Annotated in this window: 15 protein-coding genes; 12 read left to right on the top strand and 3 right to left on the bottom strand. The window is 51.1% G+C overall.

The features are described 5' to 3' along the window. Window positions 1–151 precede the first annotated feature (151 nt). From tssE to tssM, 10 genes are all read left to right on the top strand, one after another. Window positions 152–664: a type VI secretion system baseplate subunit TssE gene (gene tssE / locus AUC60_RS18000; RefSeq protein WP_087270479.1), complete on the top strand. Its 513-nt coding sequence runs from the start codon at window positions 152–154 to the stop codon at window positions 662–664. Then, window positions 661–2,535 carry a type VI secretion system baseplate subunit TssF gene (gene tssF, locus AUC60_RS17995; RefSeq protein ID WP_087270476.1) on the top strand — a complete coding sequence of 625 codons (1,875 nt, stop codon included), beginning with the start codon at window positions 661–663 and terminating at the stop codon, window positions 2,533–2,535. The genes tssE and tssF overlap by 4 nt, the downstream gene beginning before the upstream one ends. Next, window positions 2,520–3,566, top strand: coding sequence for a type VI secretion system baseplate subunit TssG (tssG, locus tag AUC60_RS17990; RefSeq protein WP_087270473.1), 1,047 nt, complete (start codon window positions 2,520–2,522; stop codon window positions 3,564–3,566). The genes tssF and tssG overlap by 16 nt, the downstream gene beginning before the upstream one ends. Beyond that, window positions 3,559–6,237: a type VI secretion system ATPase TssH gene (gene tssH, locus AUC60_RS17985; protein ID WP_087270470.1), complete on the top strand. Its 2,679-nt coding sequence runs from the start codon at window positions 3,559–3,561 to the stop codon at window positions 6,235–6,237. The genes tssG and tssH overlap by 8 nt, the downstream gene beginning before the upstream one ends. A gap of 64 nt (window positions 6,238–6,301) precedes the next feature. After that, a complete protein-coding gene (locus AUC60_RS17980) occupies window positions 6,302–6,994 on the top strand; it encodes a hypothetical protein (RefSeq protein WP_087270467.1) in 693 nt (230 codons plus the stop codon). Window positions 6,995–7,119: 125 nt separating this feature from the next. After that, on the top strand, window positions 7,120–9,087 hold the full coding sequence (locus AUC60_RS17975; protein WP_087270464.1) for a type VI secretion system Vgr family protein: 1,968 nt from the start codon (window positions 7,120–7,122) through the stop codon (window positions 9,085–9,087). Between the two features lie 48 nt (window positions 9,088–9,135). Continuing rightward, complete coding sequence (gene tagH, locus AUC60_RS17970) at window positions 9,136–10,521, top strand: type VI secretion system-associated FHA domain protein TagH (RefSeq protein WP_087270462.1); 1,386 nt, start codon at window positions 9,136–9,138, stop codon at window positions 10,519–10,521. A 39-nt stretch (window positions 10,522–10,560) separates the two neighbouring features. Continuing rightward, on the top strand, window positions 10,561–11,892 hold the full coding sequence (tssK, locus tag AUC60_RS17965) for a type VI secretion system baseplate subunit TssK (RefSeq protein ID WP_087270459.1): 1,332 nt from the start codon (window positions 10,561–10,563) through the stop codon (window positions 11,890–11,892). A gap of 16 nt (window positions 11,893–11,908) precedes the next feature. Beyond that, on the top strand, window positions 11,909–13,126 hold the full coding sequence (icmH, locus tag AUC60_RS17960) for a type IVB secretion system protein IcmH/DotU (RefSeq protein WP_238599597.1): 1,218 nt from the start codon (window positions 11,909–11,911) through the stop codon (window positions 13,124–13,126). A 32-nt stretch (window positions 13,127–13,158) separates the two neighbouring features. Then, window positions 13,159–16,716 carry a type VI secretion system membrane subunit TssM gene (gene tssM / locus AUC60_RS17955; protein WP_087270457.1) on the top strand — a complete coding sequence of 1,186 codons (3,558 nt, stop codon included), beginning with the start codon at window positions 13,159–13,161 and terminating at the stop codon, window positions 16,714–16,716. A gap of 674 nt (window positions 16,717–17,390) precedes the next feature. Here tssM and msrQ read toward each other — a convergent pair. From msrQ to AUC60_RS17940, 3 genes are all read right to left on the bottom strand, one after another. Next, on the bottom strand, window positions 17,391–18,011 hold the full coding sequence (gene msrQ / locus AUC60_RS17950; RefSeq protein ID WP_087270453.1) for a protein-methionine-sulfoxide reductase heme-binding subunit MsrQ: 621 nt from the start codon (window positions 18,009–18,011) through the stop codon (window positions 17,391–17,393). Further along, window positions 18,008–19,021: a protein-methionine-sulfoxide reductase catalytic subunit MsrP gene (gene msrP / locus AUC60_RS17945; RefSeq protein ID WP_087270450.1), complete on the bottom strand. Its 1,014-nt coding sequence runs from the start codon at window positions 19,019–19,021 to the stop codon at window positions 18,008–18,010. Before msrP ends, msrQ begins: the two co-directional genes overlap by 4 nt. A gap of 219 nt (window positions 19,022–19,240) precedes the next feature. Beyond that, a complete protein-coding gene (locus AUC60_RS17940; protein ID WP_144443270.1) occupies window positions 19,241–21,430 on the bottom strand; it encodes a hypothetical protein in 2,190 nt (729 codons plus the stop codon). Between the two features lie 436 nt (window positions 21,431–21,866). Here AUC60_RS17940 and AUC60_RS17935 point away from each other — a divergent pair, with 436 nt between their 5' ends. Next, window positions 21,867–23,414 (top strand): hypothetical protein, encoded by a 1,548-nt coding sequence (locus AUC60_RS17935; protein WP_144443269.1) that lies wholly within the window; start codon window positions 21,867–21,869, stop codon window positions 23,412–23,414. A gap of 42 nt (window positions 23,415–23,456) precedes the next feature. Next, a partial coding sequence (locus AUC60_RS17930; RefSeq protein WP_193441874.1) for a putative Ig domain-containing protein occupies window positions 23,457–24,254 on the top strand: 798 nt, incomplete at its 3' end.

Below are 24,254 nucleotides of genomic sequence, written 5' to 3'. Positions count from 1 at the left end.
TCATTGCTCGCTGGGCCTCCTTCCCAGCGATAAGCCTGTGTGGGTTACCTGCTCGTTTAGGAGGCCGTCTTGAACACTTCCTGGCCATACTGCACCGTCCCGCGGGTTGGTAGGTCTTGTGGCATTTCGAAATCCGTTATAGGCGGGTTCCATGGCTGAGTTGACCAACATAGAAAGATTGCAGCCGTCTTTGCTCGATAGATTAATCGATGAAGATACGCAGCAAACTCATGAGGCTCGGGATAAACGTGTTTTGTCCAAGCAAGGATTGCGCAAAGCTGTGTTACGAGATGTAGGCTGGCTGCTCAACAGCACCAGCCTGAGCAGCGTGCAATCCATGGAGGCTTATCCGCAAGCGACTCACTCGGTTTTGAATTTCGGACTGCCTGATCTAGTAGGGCGAACTGTAACCGGATTGGATCAGGCCGAATTAGGCCGGCGCATCTGTCAGGCTATTTGGGATTTCGAGCCACGTATTTTGCGCGCTACCGTTCGTGTTGTTCCATTGAAACAATCCGAGGTCAATCCGAACCAATTGGTTTTCGAGATTCAAGGTGAACTATGGGGGCAGAGTCTTCCTGAGCGCCTGTATCTGAAAACTGAACTGGACCTTGAAGGCGGCAATGTTCAGTTGTTCGATGTTGATGAAAGGAGTGTTCGATGAATCCTAAGTTTTTGCGGTACTACGAGCGCGAGCTTCAACATTTGCGAGAGATGGGGGGGGAGTTTGCCAAGGATTTTCCAAAGATTGCCGGACGGCTCGGTTTGGAATCTCACGCTTGTGCCGATCCATACGTGGAGCGGTTACTGGAAGGCTTCAGTTTTTTGGCTGCTCGTGTGCAACTGAACATCGACGCGGAATTTCCAAGATTCATCAACCATTTGCTGGAGTTGGTTTACCCACAATATTTAGCCCCCATGCCTTCAATGGCTGTGGTTCAGCTTCAACCAGATCTGAGTGAAGCACGTCTGGCCCAAGGTTTCAAAGTGCCACGTGGTACGTCCCTGCACAGCCAGTTGGGCAAAGAGGACCAGACTTGCTGCGAGTTTCGCACAGCTCATGATGTGACCCTTTGGCCCGTTGAACTCGTTGAAGCACGCTATTTCTCCTGCGCCGGTCAAATAGGCGCAATTGATCTGAGCCGCATTGGGAATATCAAAGCCGCATTACGTCTGCGCCTACGGGTAGGGGCCGGCTTGTTATGCAATGACCTCGCTCTGGATAGACTGTGTCTGCATTTGCGCGGTGGTGAATCATTGCCTGCTCGCATCCTTGAACAGTTGTTGGGTCAGGTATCTGGTGTCTTGGTCATGCCGTCACAGGACTCTGGTGCGTGGCATGAATTTCTACCGAAATCAGCGATTCGAGGAATGGGTTGCAGCGACGAAGAGGCGCTGTTGCCGTCCGGCACCCGCTCATTTCAAGGGTATCGTTTACTGCAGGAATATTTTGCGCTGCCGCAACGCTTTCTCTTTGCTGAAGTGAAAGATCTGGGGCCGTCTATGCGGCAATGCTCCGGGTCCGAAATCGACGTGGTGGTGCTGTTCGAGAAATTCGAGCCGATGCTTGAGCAAACGGTGAGTGCAAGCAACTTTGCCTTGCACTGCACTCCGGCCATCAATTTGTTCCCAAAGCGCTGCGATCGAACCCACCTAATCGATCAGCGGGCTGACTATCATGTTGTGCCGGATCGCACGCGGCCCATGGATTATGAGGTTTACCAGGTCCAGAGCGTAACCGGATATAGCAGCGGTGGTGACGTACAACCGTTCCAACCTTTCTACACCTGTAATGATTTGCAATCGGGACAGGAAGCTGCTGCTTATTATCAGATGCGTCGCGACGCGCGGTCCTTATCAGAGGAGCAGCGCCGTCGTGGGCCACGTTCGAGCTATGTTGGCAGCGAGGTATTTCTTTCGCTAGTCGATGCCAACGAAGCGCCATTTAGTAGTAGTTTGAGGCAGTTAGGCGTCGAAGCCCTATGTACCAATCGCGATCTCGTACTGAGTATGCCAGTTGGCAGTGGCAAGACCGATTTCACCGTCGAGTCTGGCGCCCCTGTTCGCTCAGTGCGCTGCGTAGCGGGGCCCACTCCACCGAATCCTTCCTTCGCCGAGGGACAGACTGCTTGGCGCCTGGCCAGCCATTTGTCGCTGAACTATCTTTCGTTGCTGGACCAGGATGCAGAGCAGGGCGCTATTGCCTTACGAGATCTATTGCGCCTTTATTGCGCTACTGAAGATTTGGTCGCTCACAAGCAAATCGACGGGCTGCGATCGGTAGTGGCCACGAATATTGTGCGTCGTTTACCCCTGCCTGGGCCAATCACTTACGGGCGCGGATTGCAGATCCACGTTACCTTTGACGAGAGCCATTTCGAGGGAAGTGGCGTCTTTGTCCTAGGCTCCATACTTGAGCAGTTTTTCGCCAAATACGTCTCACTCAATTCGTTTACCGAGACAGTCATCAAAAGCACTACACGTGGCACGATCATGCAGTGGCCCGCACGGGGTGGGCGATGCGAGATCCTGTAGAGCTGCTGCTTCGTCTGGAAGAGCATCCAGAGGACTTTGACTTTTACTCTGCGCTAAGGCAAATCGAATGTGCCTACCCCACGCAACCACGCATAGGCCAGGCGTTGCGCCCCGCACAGGAAGCTGTGAGGTTCGGCCATAACCTGTCGTTGGCTTTCGAGGCTTCCATTTTGGCTGGCGTCCACAGGCGTAGCGAGGGAGTAACACCGCGGCTGCTGGTCAATTTCTTCGGTTTGACTGCCTCCAACGGACCACTGCCTATACATCTGACGGAATACATTCGTGATCGTCTGCACCACATGAATGACCCTACTCCCTCGAGATTCCTTGACATCTTCCACCACCGGATGATCAGTCTGTTTTACCGGGCGTGGGCCACTACGCAGCCGACCGTGAGTCTGGACCGTCCGTTGGATGATCGTTTCTCCAATTACGTGGGATCGCTGATTGGTATCGGCATGCCCTCGTTACGTGAGCGCGACGCGATACCCGATTATGCGAAGTTGCGAAATGCCGGGCATCTTGCAAGGCAGTGTCGTAATGCCGATGGACTGGCTGCGACGTTGGGCGATTTTTTCAAGACGCCGGTACGTGTGCAGGAGTTTGTCGGTCACTGGATGAAATTACCGGCAGATAGCCTGTCGCGTTTGCATAGTGGCTCAAATGCTCTGGTATTGGGGATGACCACGGTCCTTGGCAAGCAAATCTGGAACGCCCAGCATAAATTTCGAATTGTGATGGGGCCGGTGGACGCCGAGCAACTCTATCGTCTTGTCCCCAACGGCGAGAGCATGAAGCGATTGCGTGCATGGGTGTTCCAGTACTCGGGACTTGCACTGGATTGGGATGTCAACCTGATCGTCCAAAAATCCCAGGTACCCACATTACAGCTCGGAGGGACTGCACGATTGGGCTGGAGCAGTTGGCTATGTAGCCATACACCTGCTCAAGATGATGCCCAGCTGGTTATCAAACCGTACAGCACTTCGCTCCCGGAATTTACTTCAGTTGAAGAGTCAGCTCATGCCTGAGATCAGTCGCGTTGCCTTATTCGGAAAACTTAATGGCTTGTGCTACCAAAGCATTGAAAGCAGTACCTTGTTTTGCAAAATGCGTGGCAATCCTTATGTTGAGTTGGTGCACTGGTTGCACCAAATTCTACAGTTGGCTGATTCCGATCTGCAGTGCATTGTCGGACAGTACGAACTTGATCCTGCCATCCTCGCACGCGATCTGACGGCGGCGTTGGACCGCCTGCCACGTGGCTCTACTTCCGTCACTGACCTGTCTTCGCAAGTTGAAGAAACCGTCGAGCGGGCCTGGGTCTATGCCACATTGATGTTCGGTGAGTCCCAGGTTCGCTCTGGCCATTTGATAGTGGGCTTGCTGAAAACATCAGGGTTGCGGAACGCTCTCCTTAATGTGTCCAAGGAATTCGCAAAAATCAGTTTGGAGCACCTGGGGTCGAAGTTTACCGAGTTGCTCAAAAACTCATCCGAAGCAGGCATGCAAGCCCAAGATGGTTTTGAGGTCTGCTGCGCAAACTATGGGGTTTGTGAAGAGGCAAACGCGGTAGCACCGACTGCAATGGGTCGACAGGAGTCTTTGACACGGTTCACCGTTGACCTGACCGAGCAGGCTCGCCTCGGAGCAATGGATCCGATCATTGGACGCGACGATGAGATCCGTCAAGTTATCGATATCCTCATGCGTCGTCGTCAAAACAATCCAATCCTTGTTGGTGAAGCTGGCGTTGGAAAGACCTCGGTCGCTGAAGGCCTTGCGCAGCGTATTGCTCGGGGCGATGTTCCGCCAAGGCTGAGGGACGTGCAATTGCTGGCGCTTGATGTTGGCTTGCTTCAGGCCGGCGCCAGCATGAAAGGGGAGTTCGAACAGCGTTTGCGATCTGTTATTGATGAGGTGCAGGCAAGTGTCAATCCAGTGGTGCTGTTCATTGACGAAACCCATACCTTGGTCGGCGCCGGTGGCCCTGCCGGTACCGGCGATGCGGCCAATCTGCTTAAACCGGCCCTGGCTCGCGGTAGTTTACGTACCCTGGGGGCGACTACGTTTGCCGAATATAAAAAACATATTGAAAAGGATCCTGCATTGTCCCGGCGATTCCAGACCGTGCAGGTTGACGAGCCTGATGAGAATCGTGCACTGCTGATGATGCGTGGTTTAGCTGCCTCGATGGAGCAACATCACAACGTGCAGATCCTTGATTCGGCCCTTGAGGCAGCAGTTAGGTTATCGAGCCGCTACATCCCGGCGCGCCAATTACCCGATAAGGCGATCAGTCTGATTGATACCGCATGTGCCCGAGTTGCTGTGAGCTTGCACGCAACCCCTGCCGAAGTTGATGACAGTCAGCGGCGCATTGAGTCATTGGAAACCGAACTAGCCATCCTCGCTCGGGAAAGCGACTTAGGGATCGATACACAGGCACGATTAGTTCATGTCCATGATCAGATGGGGAGCGAACTCTCTCGGCTGGAGGGGCTTGAAGCGCGCTGGTCATTCGAGCAAGACTTGGTCGCGAAAATTCTGGAGTTGCGCAGCAAGTTGCATGGAAGCAAGGGTGCCGAAGGCAACCTTGCCCTGGCCGCTGCTCGTGAAACGTGGCTTGTTCAGTTGTGTGATCTGCAGGCAGAGCTTGAGGCCTATCAAGGTGAAAAACCATTGGTACTGGTAAGTGTTGATGAGCAAGCCGTAGCGTCGGTGGTGCAGGATTGGACCGGGATTCCGGTCGGGCGGATGGTAAAAAATGAAATCGACAACGTGCTAAACCTGGTTGACAGGCTCTCACAGCGAATCATTGGTCAACGTCATGCTCTCGAGATGATTACCAAGCGCGTCCAGACTTCACGCGCAGGTTTGGACGATCCCGGAAAACCGGTTGGGGTCTTCCTGCTTGCCGGTACTTCAGGTGTAGGCAAGACAGAGACCGCATTGGCGCTGGCCGAGTCGTTATATGGCGGTGAGCAAAACATTATCACTATCAATATGAGCGAGTATCAGGAAGCGCACACGGTTTCGGCATTAAAAGGAGCCCCGCCCGGTTACATCGGTTATGGCGAAGGTGGCGTGCTGACCGAAGCCGTAAGACGAAAACCTTACAGTGTCGTACTCCTAGACGAAGTCGAGAAAGCTCACCCCGATGTTCATGAACTGTTTTTTCAAGTGTTCGACAAGGGCTGGATGGAAGATGCTGAAGGTCGGATTATTGACTTCAAAAACACCTTGATCTTGCTGACAACCAACGTTGGTACAGACTTGATTGGTAGTTTATGCAGCGACTCGGCGGTTGCTCCCGAACCCGGGAGCATCGCCAAAGCATTGCGCGTGCCACTTCTGGAGGTCTTTTCACCAGCGTTGTTGGGACGTTTGGTAGTGATTCCGTATTACCCGCTAAGCGACGCTATGTTACGAGAAATTATCCGCCTGCAATTGGCACGTATAGCGGTTCGCATTTTTGAAACCCACAAAATTCCATTTTCCTACAGCGATGATGTGTTGAACCTGATTGCCAGTCGATGCACTGAGTTGGAAAGCGGAGGTCGCATGATCGACGCCATTCTGACCAACTCACTACTGCCTGTAATCAGTACCGAAATCCTGACCAGAATGCTCCAAGAGGAGCCGGTTCAACGGGTGAACGTCAGTGTGCAAGGCTGTGACTTTACTTACGCATTCGATTGAGACCGACGTTGTTTCGCGGCAGCGGGAGATCGAACTTTTTTGTTGAAAAACGAGAGTACACAACATGGCAGAAGATTCAGATATCGCAACTCAGTTGTCGGGGGGCTTCGGGCAGGCGGGCTGGGTGGCAAATGTTGGCGGACTGAGTGGCACTAGCGGTTTGCTCGTCGTAGATCGGGACAGTAATGGCGCAATAACCCGTAGAGTGGAACGGCGCGTGGCGGCTAACACTGCGATCACAATGTGTGCGAGTGCGGCGTCCGGTGCCGCAACGTTTTCACAAGCCGCAGGTCCCATTGGCGGGATTGTTGGTAGTGCGGCGGGGATGGTATCGACCGCACTTAAGGGGGGGTTGGCCGCCTACGATGGACAGAAAGCGATTGCCCAACTGAAGCAAATTCAAATGTCGTTGGGTAATCTTTCCAGTAAGGGGTCTCCAGATCTCCAACTCGTCGCCGAGGCTCTGGACTATTGCATCGGTAAACAATCGCTCAAGCGCAATAAAGGGTTGGCTGACGCCTCTATTGTCGGTCAGCCCGGCAATGCTTTTTACAAAGGCGGGAAGGCGATATACAAGTTCGCCAAAGGCACCAAAGGTGTCAATCGCGCAGTGGTTGCGAAGGCTCTGGTACAAATCGCAAAGAAGAATTCTGGGGATGCGTCAGTGATTGCGCGCCGAATCATCGAGATAGTGGCGGCCAATAATTTCGAAAACATTCTCACTAATGCCGTCGCCGATTCGTTGAAGTCGGGTTGAGTTCACTGCGTAAAGACAGGTCGCGGTCAGGCCCGCTTAAGTGGGCCAAGGTATAAGCACTCCCTTGTTGCAGTGGGCGCTATTGCTCTTTGTAATCTAGCTATCAGTACAAGGCTGATTTAGTCATGGCAACCTCTCAGGTCAATCGTGAAATATCTGTTACCAGCACGCTGGCACGCGACGTGTTGTTATTTCGAGGCATGCAAGCCACCGAAGGTCTGTCTTCGCTGAGCGAATACAATCTGGAACTCTACAGCGAGCGGGTTGACTTAAATATCGACGCGCTGTTGGCAACGCATATGACAGTCACAGTCAATTTGCGGCGCGGGGGGCAGCGATACTTCAGTGGGCTTGTTACGCGCTTTGTCGTGACCGGTCGCAGCGGACGTTATGCTACTTATAAAGCGACACTTAGACCGTGGCTTTGGTTTTTGACCCTGAACTCGAACTGCCGAATTTTTCAAAATCAGAGCGTTCCTGAGATTCTCAAATCAGTCTTTGCAAAGTACTCGATCGCCGATGTTGATGTTTCCAGTTTGAGTGGGACTTATTCCCCGCTTAACTATTGCGTGCAGTATCGAGAGAGTGATTTCAATTTCGTCAGTCGGCTGTTGGAGCAGGAGGGCATTTATTATTACATCAAGAGTTCACTGAACCAGCACACCTTAGTATTGGCTGACTCATACAGTGCCCACGCACCCGCATCAGGGTATGCAGAAATAGACTATATGCCTGCCGCAGAAAATGCCTCACCCGACAGTGAAGTAATTTACGATTGGCAAATGGGCGGCGAGGTCCAGTCGGGTGCTTTTGTATTACAAGATTTTGATTTTGAAAAGCCGTCTGCCAACTTGTTGGCTAAATCGGTTCTTTCGCGTGGCTATGGGCAATCGAGCTATGAGCATTATGAATACCCAGGAAAGTACAAGGAGCGCAGGGATGGCGAGGCCTATGCCCGGTTGCGTTTAGAAGCCTTGCATGGCGGTTATCGTCTCGTACAGGGCGCAACCCGGGCGCGAGGGCTGTTTCCTGGGGTGCTGTTCACCCTGACTAGCCACCCGCGCAGCGATCAAAACATTCAAATGCTGATGGTTAAAGCGACTTACGTGTTGTCTTCCGATGCCTACGAACCAACTCCTGTAAGAGAACCGACGCCGGTCTTTACCAGCGAGTTCATCGCTATGCCCAGTCAGCAGGAGTTCCGGCCGGCGCTTGTCACCCGTAAGCCTCTGATCACTGGGCCACAGACGGCCATAGTGGTGGGCAAAGAGGGGGAGGAAGTCTGGACCGACCAGTATGGTCGTATCAAGGTGCAATTTCATTGGGATCGCGAAGGCCAAGGGAACGAAACCAGTTCCTGTTGGGTGAGGGTTGCGCAAATTTGGGCGGGTAAGCGCTGGGGCACTTTATTCCTGCCGCGTATCGGTCAAGAGGTGGTCGTCAGTTTTCTCGAGGGAGATCCTGATCAGCCACTGGTCACAGGTAGCGTTTACAACGCTGAATGCATGCCGCCCTATACGCTTCCTGAACACGCTCTGCGTTCAACAATGAAGAGTCAGTCGACAGCGCCCGGAGGGGGCTCTAACGAACTGCGGTTTGATGACAAGCAGGGAGCTGAACAGGTGTTCCTTCATGCAGAAAAGAACCTTGATCAGCGCATTAAGCAAGATTCATTGGATTGGGTTGGTCGGGACCGTCATTCCAAGGTAGTGGGTACTCTGCGTGAGCAGGTTGGCGGTGATCGGCATTCTAGCGTCGGCGGAGATCATTACGAAAAGGTCGATGGCGGCTTATCGATTTCGTCAGGTCGCAACATGGTTTTCGATAGCGGGATGAAGTTTGGTGTGGTTGCTGATCTTGATGTGCATATCAAGGCAGGGATGAACGTTGTCATCGAAGCAGGCGCCAGCATCACGTTGAAGGCTGGTGCTGCTTTCATGACGATCGGCCCGGCGATCGTAGCCTCCGCAATTCCCCTCCCTTTGCCCCAGGCATCAGCTGCGGCCAACGCCATGGCGTTGGCTGCCAATACTGGTCCGGCTGGAGTGCCGCTTACACCAAAGGAGGCCGACGATGGCAAGTCAAAGTCGTAAGTATCTCCTGACTTCGGGCGAATTTCATTTTCTGGACAGGAGCCAAAAATGCCTTTGAGATTACGCGTGACTCATTTCTGCAGCCAGCCGGCTCAGACTGAAGTTTCTGCCGTGTTTGCGGTAAACGGAGGAACTTTGGGGCGCTCTTCGAACAGCGACCTGATGCTTGACGATCCAAGCCATTACGTTGCGCTTGTCCAGGCCCGGATTGTTAGTCGGGCTGATCAATACTACTTGATCCAGACCGGAATCAATCCCAGCGCAATCAACACCAGGTTGGTGGAGAGTGGCAGCGAGACACTGTTGCAGGATGGAGACTATTTGATTGTCGGAGATTATCGGATAGAGGTTATCGTTGAGCCGCAGACTGCCGTGCAAGAGGGTAATGGACCACAGTTACTGGATGAGGCACCGGTAATGCCGCTTACGGCACAGCAATCGTTAAAATTCATGGCATCCAGTTCGCCTCTGGAGGGCCCTCTGAATGTGCCATCGGACTTGGGCAATGGATTGCCCGACGCTTTGGCGTGTTCCCGAATTCTGGATGATAGGCCATTGCACGCGAGTGACGCATGGCAGGCTGGGCCGCTGGGCCTAAACCTCTTCAGCGATTTACTGGAACTGTCTTCGCCTATCCTCGATATAGCGTTAAACGAGGAACTGGTAACCGCTATCCGGGGTACAAGAAGTGGTGATTTTTTTCCAGCAGATCCAGCTCACACATTACCGACACTACAGTTTGGTGAAGCGGCCATTGCGGCAGGAGCGAAGATCATACCTGACGATTACGATCTGCTGACTGATGTGCTGAAAGAGTTACCTACTGAAAAGCGAGACATGCCGACAATTGGATCTGCGTCAGCGAAGGAAAATGACAGCGCCGTCTTTAAAGCGTTGCTCGATGGACTCGGGTTACCGGATCTTCATACGCGCCACCCCCCAGTCGAACTGGCGTTTCTGGTCGGCGAGACACTGCGTGAAGCCACTGCGGGGGTGATGGAGTTGTTGAGGACTCTACCGCACGACATTGGGGTTTTAGAAGACTCTGTTAACCCGTTGAAATGCGTTGCCGACCTCGACTGTGCTTTGGGCCAAATGCTAAAAGGTTGTGACAGCACGGAACTCTCTACTTTAGCTGCCTACAGTGAAGCTTTCGATGAGCTCAAAAGACATGAGCAGGGGGCGATCATTGGTATGCGTACTGCGCTGAGGACGGTGGTACAGCGCTTGGACCCTGCAGGAGTTGATAAGTATGTAGGTGATCCCGGAGTACTGGACAAATTGATACCTATAAGGCGCAAGGCCCGAATGTGGGATCAACTGGTCGCGCATTACAACAGCCATAATATGGAGGAGCACGTGCAACGACTACTCGTGGAGAGTTTTACGGTTGCCAGTAAAGCAAAGGTTATACGCCTCCATCATGAGCGCTGAAGTTAATTACCCCACTATTTCGTTAGCGAGTAAGAGTTTATGTCTTGGAACAGTAAAGTTATATGGTCAGAAGGCATGTTGCTGCAGCCTCAACATTTACAGCAACACGACCGTTTCCTGCAAGCGCAACTGGAGGCCCGCGTCAGCGGCTTGCGGCCCTACTTTTGGGGTTTCTCCCGGTTGGAAATCGATCAAGAACTTTTAGCCCTTGGTAAGTTGTCGCTGCGTTCTTACAGCGCGGTAATGCGAGATGGAACACCTGTTGGTATGCCTTTTGAAGACAATGCGCCACTGCCGCTGGAGATTCCGCCGGATGCCCGGGACCTGACCGTGGTTTTAGCGCTGCCAACCCGCAGGCCTGGCGTATCGGAAGTCGATGATCGTAATGGCCAGGAAAACTTCGCTCGTTATCGTCCTGCCGAATACGAGGCATGGGACAGCAACGGTCTGGACAACAGCGCATTGATGCATGTTGGCAAGTTACGCTTGAAGCTGGCTTTCGAAAACACTGTGGCAGACGCGCATACAACGTTGGGGGTGGCCCGAATCATCGAGCGCCGTGCCGACCAAAGTGTGCTACTTGATCCGCACTTTTGCCCCCCGTGCCTCGAAGTCCGTGTCGCGCCCGTGCTGGGGAGCTTCATGGATGAGCTACTCGGTTTGCTCAACCAGCGTGCAGCGGCTTTGGCGGCGCGCCTCTCGCAGCCTGGCAGTAACGACGTAGTAGAAATTACTGATTTTCTGTTGCTGCAAGCGCTCAATCGCAGCGAGCCCCTGGTTCGTCACTTGTCCGGTATGACGGGCCTCCATCCGGAACTCTTATACCGGGAGCTGGCTACATTAGCGGGAGAACTGGCAACCTTTGTGCAAGCGGAAAAGCGTTCTACGCGATATTCAGTCTATCGGCATGATGGTTTGGCCGAATCATTCTCACCGCTCATCCAGGATTTACGCCACTCCTTATCGGCAGTAATTGACGCCAGAGCAGTACAGATTGCACTGGAGGAACGTCAATATGGCATCCGCGTAGCGGTGCTTCCAGACCCGGAGTTGCTGCGCTCGGCTTCTTTTGTTCTGGCGGTAAATGCTCAAATGCCAAGTGAAGCCATTCGCAGCAGTTTCCCTCCTCAAGTCAAGCTGGGTTCTGTAGAAAAAATTCGCGAACTGGTGAATTTTCAGCTACCGGGTATAGGCCTACGTCCATTGCCGGTTGCGCCGCGGCAACTGCCCTTCCATGCAGGTTTCACCTATTTTGAGCTTGAGAAGAATAGTGAACAGTGGCTACACCTTACTAATTCGGCGGGTTTTGCGCTGCATGTGGCAGGAGAATTTCCTGGGCTTGAAATGCAGTTTTGGGCCATTCGATCTTGAGCAAAGGTAGCGGGACGTGAGTTTGAACGATGCGCTTTTTGGGGCGAAGACTTCGCAAGGTGAAGGTCTGAATCCGCTGGTCCGTGCAGCAAATCCGTTATTGGATATGGTCATGCCTTTACGTTTGTTGGCTGCACCACCTGATATGGAACAGTTACGCCAGCGTCTGATTCATACAATCCAGGTGTTTGAGGCACAAGCATGCGCCAGTCAAATCAATATTGAGAAAGTGGCTGCGGCGCGTTACGCGCTTTGTACTCTTATTGATGAAACTATTTCAGGTACCTCATGGGGGGGGGGAGTTTGGAATAGCCGTAGTTTGTTGGTGACGTTTCACAACGAAGCTTGGGGAGGCGAGAAGTTTTTTTTGATTTTGCAACGTTTGAGCCAGGATGTTCACAAAAATCTCGATGTACTTGAACTGATGTACCTCTGCCTGGCGTTGGGGCTTGAAGGACGCTATAGAGTGATGGAGGGTGGGAGAGAGCAACTGACTTCCCTGCGTGCCCGTCTTCTCCAGTTGATTCAGCAAAAGCGTGGTGCTGTAGAAAGGGATTTGTCGGTATGTTGGCGCGGTACTGAAGCATCGCAGCAATCGGTATTGCGATCCGTGCCACTGTGGGTATTAACGGCTGTAGTAGCGGCGCTTTTATTGGTGTTGCAGATGACTTACAACTGGTTACTGAATAGCTACTCTGATCCTGTTTATTCTCAACTGCATGAGATTCAAGTCACGCAGCCATCAAAAATCGCGCAGTCGATAGATCCACCGACGGCTCCCAAAGTTGAATCAGCTGGCATTTCGAGATTTCTCGCACCGGAAATAGCCACAGGTTTAATCAGTGTCAGAGAAAGTGCTGGCCGGTCAACCATTACCTTAAGTGGAGATGGACTTTTTGCTTCAGGCAGTGCCGAGGTGGCGAGTACTTTCGAACCGCTTCTGGCTCGTATCGGCGATGCACTCGGCACAGTACCCGGTGATGTGTTGGTGGTCGGACATACTGACAACATCAGACCTTCGATGATGGCACGCCTGTCATCCAATTTCGATTTGTCCAACGCCCGGGCCAAGAGTGTCACTCAACTGCTGGCCTCACGTGCGGGTCCACCAGAGCGTTACTTGAGTGAGGGACGCGGGGAGACTGAACCGTTGGTTCCTAACGATACGCCAATCAATCGTGCTCGAAACAGGCGAGTTGAAATCATCTTACTTGCACCAGCACAGATGCAGTAGATCTCTTGGATCCTTTCAATGAAATTACGTGAATGCCTATGAAACGATATTTTGGCTGGCTAACCAAGCGTTGGTCTTTGTCATTGCTCGGTGTTTTGCTCCTGTCTCTGCTGGTCTGGTATTTAGGCCCGCTGCTAGTCTTTGATCGCAACGACATGCTGGCACGGGAGGTTTGGCGATGGCGAGTTATCCTACTGTTGTTTGTCATTTGGGCGGCCTACTTTATTTATGTTTTTTTTCAGGCAAGGCAAGCCAATCGTTCATTGATTAGCAGCGTTTCAGGTCGACAGCCGTTTGGCAGATTATCGGGGGGCCGGGAGTCGCAAGCTGAAATCATGGCCTTGAGCGAAGGTATGCGGGAGGCCATGGCGATACTACGTAGGGCCAATCCTGGCTGGAATATGAGTGGCCAGTACCTATATAAATTACCTTGGTACATGATCGTCGGCACGCCAGATAGCGGCAGAACCACCATGCTTTCTCAGTCGGGCCTGAATTTCCCGCTTCGTGATTCGTTGGGGAAGAGCTCGCTTCGTGGGGTGGGCGCCACGCTGCATTGTGATTGGTGGTTTGCCGACGAGGCCGTATTACTCGACACGGCGGGTCACGACCCGACAGATGATAGTTTCACGCAGGCCGATAAGACGGCGTGGAATGGTTTCCTTGGGCTGTTAAAAAAACACAGACCTTTGCGGCCGATTAACGGCGTGATTGTGACGATTAGTGTGGGTGACTTGTTGCAGCAGAGCGAAGCCGAAAGGCAGGCGAACGCTCAAGCAATCCGTGCCCGTATTAACGAACTGCATGAGCGACTTGGCTTACGTTTTCCTGTGTACGTAGTCATAACCAAATGCGATTTGCTGCCGGGATTCGTCGAGTTTTTCGAGCCATTCGGTCTTGAGGAGCGTTCTCAAGTATGGGGGATTACATTCGAACTACCTCAAACCGAAGCCGATGGTCAGTCTTGTACAGTATTGACAGCGTTCCCTATTGAGTTTAAGGCGCTGGAGCGTCAACTGCTTGCACGGACGCTGGAGCGTGTGCAACAAGAGCCGGATTTGGTGCGTCGCGCATTGCTCTATGGATTCGCGCAAAAATTCGCCAGTATCAAAGACGTTTTGGCATATTTTCTGAATAGTGTATTCGAATCCAATAGCTATCAGGAGCCAACCTTACTTCGTGGTGTTTACTTCATCAGTGGCAATCAGGTGCGCACGTCGTTTGACCAAAAGGCAGCGTTAATATCCGAGTTAAACAACGGATCGTCTTCTAATTCTGAACCTGTCAGTGGTCGCAGTTATTTCATAACGCGGCTGATGCGGGAAGTAATATTCAAAGAATCAGGGCTGGCAGGTTCGACCTTTAAAGAACAGCGTCGCCAACGCACTGTCAAGCGTTTTGGTGTCGTCACTATAGGGTTGTTTTTGCTGGCATTGGCAGCGACCTTGACGGTTAGCTACGACCGTAACAAACATCTCGTGAGCGTGGCGGAAACTGATGCGGCAAAACTTGCTAAATTGGCGGAGCAGTTTTCCAATGCCGACACCAAGCCTGTCACATTAGCGCAGACACTGCCTGTGCTTAATGCCGCCCGGAATCTATCAGCCGGGTTTTCCGATGGTGCTCTTGAGGTTTCACCCATCAATGGTATGGGGCTTTATCAAGGTTACAAACTCGGAGATGGCGCTGTCCTTCTTTATCAGCGGCTTTTACGAAATACACTGTTACCAGCGATTGTGGCAGATATCGAAAGCTCACTACAACGAGGCGAAGCCAGCAATGAGGAGTTCCTTTACGAAACCCTGCGGGTTTATCTGATGTTGGGTTATCGTCAGTACTTTGATGCCTCTGCTGTGCAAGCCTGGGTCGAGTTTGGCTGGCGCAATGGAGCGTTGTCTATCAACGACACACAGCGCCAACAGCTATTGGCCCATCTAAGTGCGATGCTAGCTGCTTACCCTAAACAGATTGAGCCAGTGCGATTAGATGCAGCATTAGTATCTCAGGTCCGCTCAATACTTATACGCACACCACTTGCTCATCGTGTCTATTCTCGTTTGAAGAAACGGTACTTAAAATTAAAAACTGCGGAACTGACAGTTAATAATATCTCTGGGCGCGACGTGTCGTCATTACTGATGCGAAAGAGTGGCGAGTCACTGTCGCGCGGTGTTAATGGGCTATATCGAGTGGCTGGCTATCGAGAGCTACTTGCCAGAAGCGAGCAGGTGATAGCAAGTATGTCCCAGGACAGCTGGGTGCTGAATGATCAGGACTCAGCCGGAATGCATGAAAACTTCCAGTCTTTGAAGACTGCGGTGCTGGAGCTCTACTTCACTGATTACATCCGTGAATGGGATAGCATTCTGGCCGATATTCGTCCAGTTCCATTAACGAACCTGGGCCAAGCTGCTGAAGTAATAAAAACACTCAGTGCGCCTGATTCGCCAGTAAGGCTATTACTGTTGGCGGCCGAGAGAGAAACCCGCCTAGAGCGGCTGACCGAAGGGGTAGACAATAATCCCGTCGACCATGCGCAGTTGGATAAGTTTGACGAAGCGCAGAGGAAACTGTCTTCCGTACTCGACTTTGCAAGCACACCCTTGGTGGCGACCCCAGTACTTGCCAATTCGGTTGATCGGCATTTTGCCGACCTGCATAAACTAGTGGGGGGCGCTGGAGGACAATCTTTGGAAGAGGCTTTTGCGCTGTTAAGAGAGGCTGGGCAATACTTCGATGACGCTGAGGAAGCGCGTCGTAGCGGCACGCCCCCCCCCAAAAATGACATACTAATACGTCTCGGAAAGGCGGCTCCAACCCAGATTGCGCCGTTATCCTCGGTTTTTCGTGATATCGCGGAGAGGGGGGGCGCCTTGACCATGGGTAGTGCTCGTGAACGTCTAAACGACCTTTGGAGGGCTTCTGGCGCATCTTTTTGTCGCGATGCAATTGCTGATCGATACCCGCTCGTACGCAGTGCCTCGCGAGATATCACGGCAGATGATTTTGGCAAGTTCTTCGGCCCTGGAGGAATTGTCGATGATTTTTTCAACAGAAATCTTGCCGCCTATGTGGACATGAGTCGCGGCCAATGGCGCTGGCGCACAGTAGGCCCCACGCCTTTGCACATATCTCAGGAAGTCCTCAACCAATTTCAATATGCAGCTCGCTTGCGCGATATGTTTTTCGTTCCTGGAGCACGCCAACCTTCGCTGCGCTTCGACCTAAAAGCGCTGACAGCGGATGCGGCCCTTTCAAGTGTCAGTCTTGATATTGATGGGCAGCCCGTGTTGTACGAAAGTGGAACGCCGGGCACCTTTTCGCCGATTTTATTACCCAGTGGTAAAGGACGGAATCAGGTGCGGCTTAGTGCATCATCTGCGAGCGGGGGAGAGGTGTACAGTGAAGGCCCATGGGCTTGGTTACGTATGATGGACAAGGGTAAATTGAATATTCAGCAAGGTGAGCGGTACCAACTGACCTTCAGTTTAGGGGGCAGTAATGTGGTCTATGAACTGCGACCGAGCAGCGTCATCAATCCATTTCGTCAGAGTGCGCTCGGACGATTCCGCTGCCCATCTTTTCTTTAGCACCTGCTCGAAGTTGTAGGACCCAACGAAGTTTAGGGCACCGACATTACCTACGTTTATATATATGAACGTAGGTTGTAATTTTCTGCGGTGCTGTATCTGTCTTCTCGCTTGGTTTTCGGCCAGTTAATGAAACTGCCGGTGAACGGTGGCTGAGCTATCGATGCATCACCGGTAGAGTTTTGGAGGCGTAAAATGGAACGACAGGCAGGGGTCCATATCGACCATGGTAGTACCTATAGAAACTGCAATCGGCCCAGCTTTTGGGAGGCGAACAATTTGGTTGCCAATGAGTCGTCGGAGCAACTGCGATGACAATGTCGTAGTCTAGAACTTGTCCAGCTTTTGCAGCAGGAGAGAATCAAGCGGAAAATTTATACCAAGGCGGAATGTTCTTGGGCTGATGTCTTCGTTTACATCGAGAGTTCTGCGATGCAAAACATCGTTATAGCTTCAAAACTGCCGGTGCCGCTGGGGTTTGGAAAAGCCCAAGCAATGGGCTTACAAGGTGTTTGGATATCCCGGATTGCTAATACCCTCCCGACTGTCGCTTGATTAGTAAATCTTTATCAGGTAGTTATGGTTTCAGCTCCGTTAACCATCAACGGAGCTTGCTTCTAGGGTAAATAGCTTGGGTACCGATTCACCGTGTAAGGAACCCTTACCCGCAGTCTTTATTTTTTGACCATCCTGCTATTCTTGTCTCGACTGTTCTGAATTCGACGAGCAATTGCAGGAATTCTGATCCCTAAGAGGAACATAGACAAGCCTGCATATATGACCCACTCTTTCAAGTCCGCGCGTACGATCCAGAGCATATGCAGCAAACTTAAGCCTAGAATCAGGTAACTGAGCCGATGCAGTTTCTTCCAGCGCCTTCCCAATTGGCGCTGGCTATAGCGATTGGACGTTACCGCCAGCGCCAGCAATCCAAGAAATCCTAAAGCGCCGACGATGATATATGGCCTCTTGACCATCTCCACGCCCAATTGAGCCCAGTCGAAGTTAAGGATAAAAAAGCCATAGCCCAGCATGTGCAGCGACGCGTATGTAAAACACCACAACCCCAGCTGCCGGCGAACCGCGACCCATCCGGACCAAGCAGTTGTTCGCTGCAGTGGCGTCATGGTCAGCGTGATCAGAAGTAACATGAGGGTTCCTAACCCAAAGCGCTCAATCAGCACTTTCCCAGTATCAGGCCCTAGCGAGAAAATCCACCCTTGGTAAAGCCAAAACAACGGCACCGATGCTGCAGCCACGAAGACGTATAACCGCCAGAACTTGAAGCGCGTCAATAGTTTCTCCTTAAATCCATACTCGTATAAAGAGAAGCGACCTGTTCTCCATATCCGTTGAACATTACGGTTTGACGAATATTCGGGCTAAAAAGTCCGCTAGGTAGACGGCGCTCGTGCGCCTGGGTCCACCGAGGGTGATCTACATTCGGGTTCACGTTGGCATAAAAACCATACTCATTTGCCGCGATACTTTGCCAAGTCGTCTTGGGCTGTTCGCTCGTGAGACTGATGCGGACGATGGACTTCACGCTTTTAAAGCCATATTTCCAAGGCACCACTAGACGCAAAGGCGCTCCGTTCTGATTCGGCAGTTCCCGTCCATACATACCCACCGCAAGGATCGCGAGCGGGTTCATCGCTTCATCCAGGCGTAACCCTTCTATATAAGGCCAGTCAATTAATGCGAAACTGGAACGCTGGCCGGGCATAGTTTTCGGATCTTGCAGCGTTTCGAAGCGAATGTATTTTGCCTTCGCCGTAGGTTCGACCTTCTTGAGCAACTCGAAGATCGGGAAGCCCAGCCAGGGGATAACCATAGACCACGCCTCCACGCAACGCAGACGATAGATACGCTCTTCCAACTGGTAAGGCTTCATAAAGTCCTCGAGCGCGTATCTACCAGGCTTGGCGACTTCGCCGTCAATGACCACGCTCCAGGGCTCAGTGTTCAACGAGCCTGCGCTTTGTGCCGGATCCCCCTTGTCCGTCCCGAATTCGTAGAAGTTGTTGTAATGGGTTGCGTCCTTGAACGGCGTGATCTTTTCGTCATTGGTGGCAATTGATTGCCACTTCGTCTTAGGCAATTTTCCTCTGAACCAGTCCGGGGGAGCGCTGGGACCTGTATCGGGATAACGTAAGGCTTCTTGTGCCTGTGCCGAGCGAGGTATTGCGCTCAGGGTGATCCCTGCGAGCGTGCTACCGACTAATGCGCGGCGGGAAAGATAAATGGATTCGGGCGTGACATCCGACTCTTTACAATCGGATGTTGAGGGTATTTGGATTAGCATTATGATCCCCGCAACTATGTTTGGAATTCCAGGTTGAAATTAAATCACCTGAGGGGCTCAATCGTTCCGTGATTGTGACTGGCGAATTTCACCAAATGTGGAAGTATTTTTCAAAACTTCCCTAAGCCAGTTGAACCCCATCATTGCATTGTCGCCGTTTACCCGTCACGAGTCGCGGCACTATAAGCCTGGAGCAATGCTAGTCCCCACTGCTTTATTCTACACGGGGTGCGCTGGGGTGCTCAGTGAAACTAATTTGGTTTCGCCAATGCGGTGTCTGTATATTTCTCGCAAGTATTTAATCGCCTTTTTAACGCTTTCTCGCGACAGACGGATGTCGTTGATGGAGATGTATTTGTCTTTGTCATGTATGAGTTCGCGATATTTTTTCTCATACATTGGCTTGATTGCGTACCAATTTGTATCAAGAATTTTTGCCGGGTTCTCAAAATCGTTTAATAAATAGTCAATAAGCCCTTCGTCCAGGTTCTCGTCACTGATACAGTCCAGAATTGCATTATCTATTGTGTCATCGAAACGGTAAGGTGTCTTTGCAAAACATCGTTTGACGAATGCCACTATTAGCGTTAGGAAGTCATCTGACAGGCATGGGCTCTTGGCTACAAGTGTTGTCAATGACAAGTTGGCCGATGCGCCAATCACCAATGCGTAACGCTTGAGTGTCGTATTGGGGAATAAGTTGTTTAGATGAGTCTTCAGTCGGTTTAAGTCTGTGAATGATAATTTATAGTCTTTTGGAAGTGATACGATTGACACCACCGAAGAGCAATTTTTGTAGAAGTGCAGGTCACGCAGTGAGGCCCCATCGTAGCCAGAGCTTTTATATTCCTCTAACGAAGCCCGATAGCGCTTCGCTTCGACTGGCAATATGCTTATTCCCTCAATGGCTCGAGTGTCTGTATTGAAGTGGGGTAGGTCGATCGAGCGAAAGAAAAGATCATCAATGTCTAAGTGCTGTTGTTCTTTGTCCGTGTTCTTGAACTTCTCTATACCCTGCGGCTGAGTTTCTGAAACTACTGACTCAGCATAGGCAATGGCCACTGGACCGGCGAGGCTCATGAACAAATCGTTTGCATCAAGACGAATGGTCTCACCGATATCCATGCCAGCGCGACGAAAATAACTATTATCGTAGTCAGTGGTAACAGCTTGTGCTGTTAATATATTGAAAATTTGCTGAGCAATATATTGATTGGCGTGTTTTTCCATTGCGTTGACATCGGAGCATAAACTGTTTCCACCCTCTTCGGCGTATCGCATGATGTCGTTCGAAATTAGCATCATTGCGTTCCACGGCCGAATACGCTCCATGACATTTGAAGTACTGCTCACTTCATTCGCAACGTTGTAAGAGAAATCCCACTCTTCAGATAGATATTTGCACAGCAGGCGACCGGCGTTAATGTGCAAAGCTTCTGACATTTCCCCGCTATGCTGGGATACATTGGGAAGCACACATATGCCGCTGCTAAAGATAGGCTCGAATACGAACGAGTGACTACTGTTTCCGTTGTCCTCATCCGTAGGCTTGGTGTCAAAGGTTTTATTCATGTATGAATGTTGCTGCGCCAAACCAAACTCCGACGCCATGCCAGAGCCCGTGCCGCCGCCAGCGCTGAAAATTGAGAAGTAAAGGCGTGACTGGTTCGCCTTTATGCCGCAACTGTCGATGAGGTATGAATGAATCATCTTCCAGTCAAGGCTTGAGAACTGTTGAGTCTCCCTGTTGAGAATAATCTTGGCCAAATATTGGCCTAAAATGGGGGCGTTGCCGGCGCCACCAGCATGAACTTCTGATAAATCCATTATCTTCATTTTACTGTAGTAACGAAGAAATCCGCTTTTCTGACCTCTTCGCGACAAATGTATTCTTCCAGCTATGTCTTTATCAAGATCACCCAGAATTACCAAGGGTTCAACCAGGAATAGCGGTTTACTCATTTTATTTGGCAGCAGCCGAACGTTATGTCTAATCCACTGGGCAAAATTAGATTTTTTTTCAAAGCGACTCTTCCCAATTGGAAACCATCGCTCCGAGGTGAGCTCTTCGTTTGAATAAAATTTTCGCGCATTGAATACAAGCTCTGCAACATCCAAAGCAATATTTGAACCGCAGTGGCCAAGACCAATAAGGCATACTGATGGGAATGATTGGCTACAACGTTGCTCGTTATCGCCATCAATGTGTGGCCGCTTGGGAAAGACTAAATCACGTAAGTCGTCCAGGTTGCGCACGATGCGGTCGGCGCTTGATTCGCTGAAGTAAAAAGACCGCTGAGCGGAAACCGATGCGATTCGTGCAGGAAGGCTCTCTGAGCAAGATTTTTCTTGCTGACACAAATCCATAACTCCCGGAACCATATTGCCAATATCATCTTTATCTTCCATACCGCCCCTGTAAAAACCTAGGTATATAGGCTTTATTCTAGTCATCTAATGTACTGGACAGTCCAAAAAAGCTGTCGTGTGTCTTTCGATGCTAAACGCGATTGACGAGTGCGGTGAGTATTAGCTGTGATTTGTGAGTATTTGTGTGATTGTTGGGGGGCGCATCATTAGCACAGATCGTGTCTATGCCCACTGTATGCGCCCCTCATTTGCAAGGAGTTTTATAGGTAAGTATAGCGATTTGCTGAGCTAGTCCAGTAAGAGCTATAGCGTCTCAGCTTTAGGCTCTATTTGTAGGGCGATCCTTACAGGTGTTTAAGGGGCGGACTACTTACGAGTCGTTCTGTCCGGGATATCTTTTCGGGTTGTAATTGTTTGGTTTAGGTGGGCTGAAGCAATAACAGTTAACTTTCAAGTCTTATTTTATGGGTGCAATTTGAAATTACTCTCTAGGAAATCAATTTTTTTACTGGCGGTGTTCATTCTGCACCCGGTCGCGGCCTTCGGTAAGAAGCAGCTTCAGTCAGATCTACCAGATTTGCCAATGGAGGCCAGTCCAGAATTTCCTCTGGGTCAAATGATGGAGGCGGCTGCTGCCCAGCTGAGTGAAACCGCCAGGCGTGAGTCAATTCACCAAGAATTTGGTATGAGTGCTCTAGAAACAAGTAGTGATGCTGAGTCGCAACGTGAATCTGTCAGCAATCTCTCTATTCCTTTGGCTGACAAAAATTTATCTTTAGGCCGTCATTCAGTATCAGTCTCAACTCAAGACACGCGGTTTCGGCTGGGTGGCGGTATCTCTGGAGGTGAGGCAGCCACCAAGATTGAGCTTGGCAAGCTGTTCAGTGATCGCTTTGCGGTTGGAGGGATGGGGCAGTTTGGTAAGCATCAAAGTGAATGGGTGGGTAGGGGCGTTTACCTTACTCCAGATAAAAAATACGAATTCGACAATGCTTTATCTTTCATGAGAGGAACGCCCTTATTTAATTTCGACTCAGGCGAGACTCGCACGCCTGTGACGCAGGTGTCCGGAGTGTCTTCTGTTCGCCATTTATTTCATCCTGAGAGCGGTATTGGCTTTCACTCCATCGGTGGCTCAGTTTGGGCGGCGCAAGCTCAAAGCAAAAGCAATCTGGCCGCCAAGCTGGTCATCAAAGAAACTCCAACCTATTACAGCTTTCTTTATGACCCCAGAGAGATTGCTACTGGAAAGCTGAAAGGTACCAGCGTCGATGCTCAATATGCACCCACTCAGTCTTTGGTGTTCAATGGGTCCATTGGCATGGAAGAAGTGAGTTATGCGATGGGCGATAGCTCAAAAGAAATACAGCGTCGGCCTTATTTTTCAGGGGGCGTTAAAGCCGAGTTGTTCAATAACTCATTGGTAAGTCTTGGAGTTTCAAATGGCGTTGCACGTAATTTGAGTCTAGGGATGTCCTATGGCATTTCGCGCCTGACTGTCGGGGTGTCCAGCGGTAGGGATGGGGCGTTGAGTAACAAAAGTCTAATGTTTGATATTGACCTTGGCGCACTGTTGTCTAAGAAAAGTGCGGGGTCAAATGAGTTTTCTTCATCCCTGGCCAGAAGAGAATCTATGCAGGTGTACTCTAGTCAAGCGCTTCTTGAGAAAGCCGTCACAAGACCGATGAAGCTTCCAAGCAGCTTCCTTGCAAAAGTAGATCGCACAGGCGTTAAAAGAGTCACCGTAGATAAGAGTAAGTTGCCGCCAGGCACTAAGGTTAGCGCGAATAGTAATGAAGTTGTTATTCCTATCGGAATTGCCGGGCTTAGGTTGGTCAGCGCTAAGCGTAACGGCAGTGATATTGGCTTGCCTGACGCGTTTGTACTAGGTTCTGGAGAAGTTTCTCTGAGGACTAACAATTTGCCAGTGCCTGGCGGTATCGATACCTATACCCTGCGCGTCGTTGATTCGGTCGGTGCTACCTACGATTTAAAGGTCTCAGTAGGCTCAGCTAATAGCTGAAATATTTAATTATTTATTTTTGAATTTCCTTTGGAAATATATATGTATTTCAAAAAAAAACACCTGTCATTGCTTTTAGGTTTGGCTGCTTTGATTTTGTGTGTCATGGCGGATGCTCAAACCAATTTGAACATACTAAGTATTGTCGTTGAAAAGTTAACCAGCAGGCCTGTGTTGACTTTTTCTAAAAACTCTCTGGCGTTGCAAGTTGGAGAGAAGGCTTCTAATGCGGCGACGTCGGATCAGCCAAATAGTAAGGGCGCAATTTCTTATGAATCCAGCAATAATACGCTTCTAAAAGTAACGCAAGCAGGGGAGGTAGAAGCGCTTGCGCCCGGAATAGGCACCATTTCGGCGACTCAGGCTGCCGATTTACCTGGTTTTGAAAGTGCGAAAAATAGCTATACCGTAAAGATCTATACGTCTTTGAGCGCATCCAGTGCTGTGGCGACTAGTACCTATGCCGTGGGGGATAGTGCTAACGTTACACCTGTTATCGCTACCGGTGGTACCGACAACCTCACTTATAGCGTATCTCCCGGCCTGCCTGCCGGTTTGAGCATGAACGCAAATACAGGAGCAATCACGGGCACCGCCAATGCAGCGGCGGCTCAGGCCACTTATACCGTGACGGCTACTGACAGCGCCTCGCCTGCCCACACGGCCACGGCGACGTTCGCCTTAACGATTAATGGGGCCTTGAGTGCAACCACTGCCGTGGCGACCACGACCTATGCCGTGGGGGATACTGCCAGCGTGAGGCCTGTCACTGCTGCTGGTGGTACTGGCACCCTGAGCTATAGCGTATCGCCGACGCTTCCGGCCGGGTTGAGCTTGAGT

It is taken from the genome of Pseudomonas caspiana (assembly GCF_002158995.1).
Taxonomy (GTDB): Bacteria; Pseudomonadota; Gammaproteobacteria; order Pseudomonadales; family Pseudomonadaceae; genus Aquipseudomonas; species Aquipseudomonas caspiana.
This window is presented reverse-complemented; position numbering and strand designations above follow the sequence as displayed.

What these genes read in the sequence shown, in the direction of transcription:
- msrP (WP_087270450.1), bottom strand. Translation starts at nt 19,021, where the DNA reads ATGCTAATCCAAATACCCTCAACATCCGATTGTAAAGAGTCGGATGTC.
- tssK (WP_087270459.1), top strand. Translation starts at nt 10,561, where the DNA reads ATGTCTTGGAACAGTAAAGTTATATGGTCAGAAGGCATGTTGCTGCAG.
- tssM (WP_087270457.1), top strand. Translation starts at nt 13,159, where the DNA reads ATGCCTATGAAACGATATTTTGGCTGGCTAACCAAGCGTTGGTCTTTG.
- AUC60_RS17975 (WP_087270464.1), top strand. Translation starts at nt 7,120, where the DNA reads ATGGCAACCTCTCAGGTCAATCGTGAAATATCTGTTACCAGCACGCTG.
- tssH (WP_087270470.1), top strand. Translation starts at nt 3,559, where the DNA reads ATGCCTGAGATCAGTCGCGTTGCCTTATTCGGAAAACTTAATGGCTTG.
- tssF (WP_087270476.1), top strand. Translation starts at nt 661, where the DNA reads ATGAATCCTAAGTTTTTGCGGTACTACGAGCGCGAGCTTCAACATTTG.
- AUC60_RS17980 (WP_087270467.1), top strand. Translation starts at nt 6,302, where the DNA reads ATGGCAGAAGATTCAGATATCGCAACTCAGTTGTCGGGGGGCTTCGGG.
- tssE (WP_087270479.1), top strand. Translation starts at nt 152, where the DNA reads ATGGCTGAGTTGACCAACATAGAAAGATTGCAGCCGTCTTTGCTCGAT.
- tssG (WP_087270473.1), top strand. Translation starts at nt 2,520, where the DNA reads ATGCGAGATCCTGTAGAGCTGCTGCTTCGTCTGGAAGAGCATCCAGAG.
- AUC60_RS17940 (WP_144443270.1), bottom strand. Translation starts at nt 21,430, where the DNA reads ATGGAAGATAAAGATGATATTGGCAATATGGTTCCGGGAGTTATGGAT.
- tagH (WP_087270462.1), top strand. Translation starts at nt 9,136, where the DNA reads ATGCCTTTGAGATTACGCGTGACTCATTTCTGCAGCCAGCCGGCTCAG.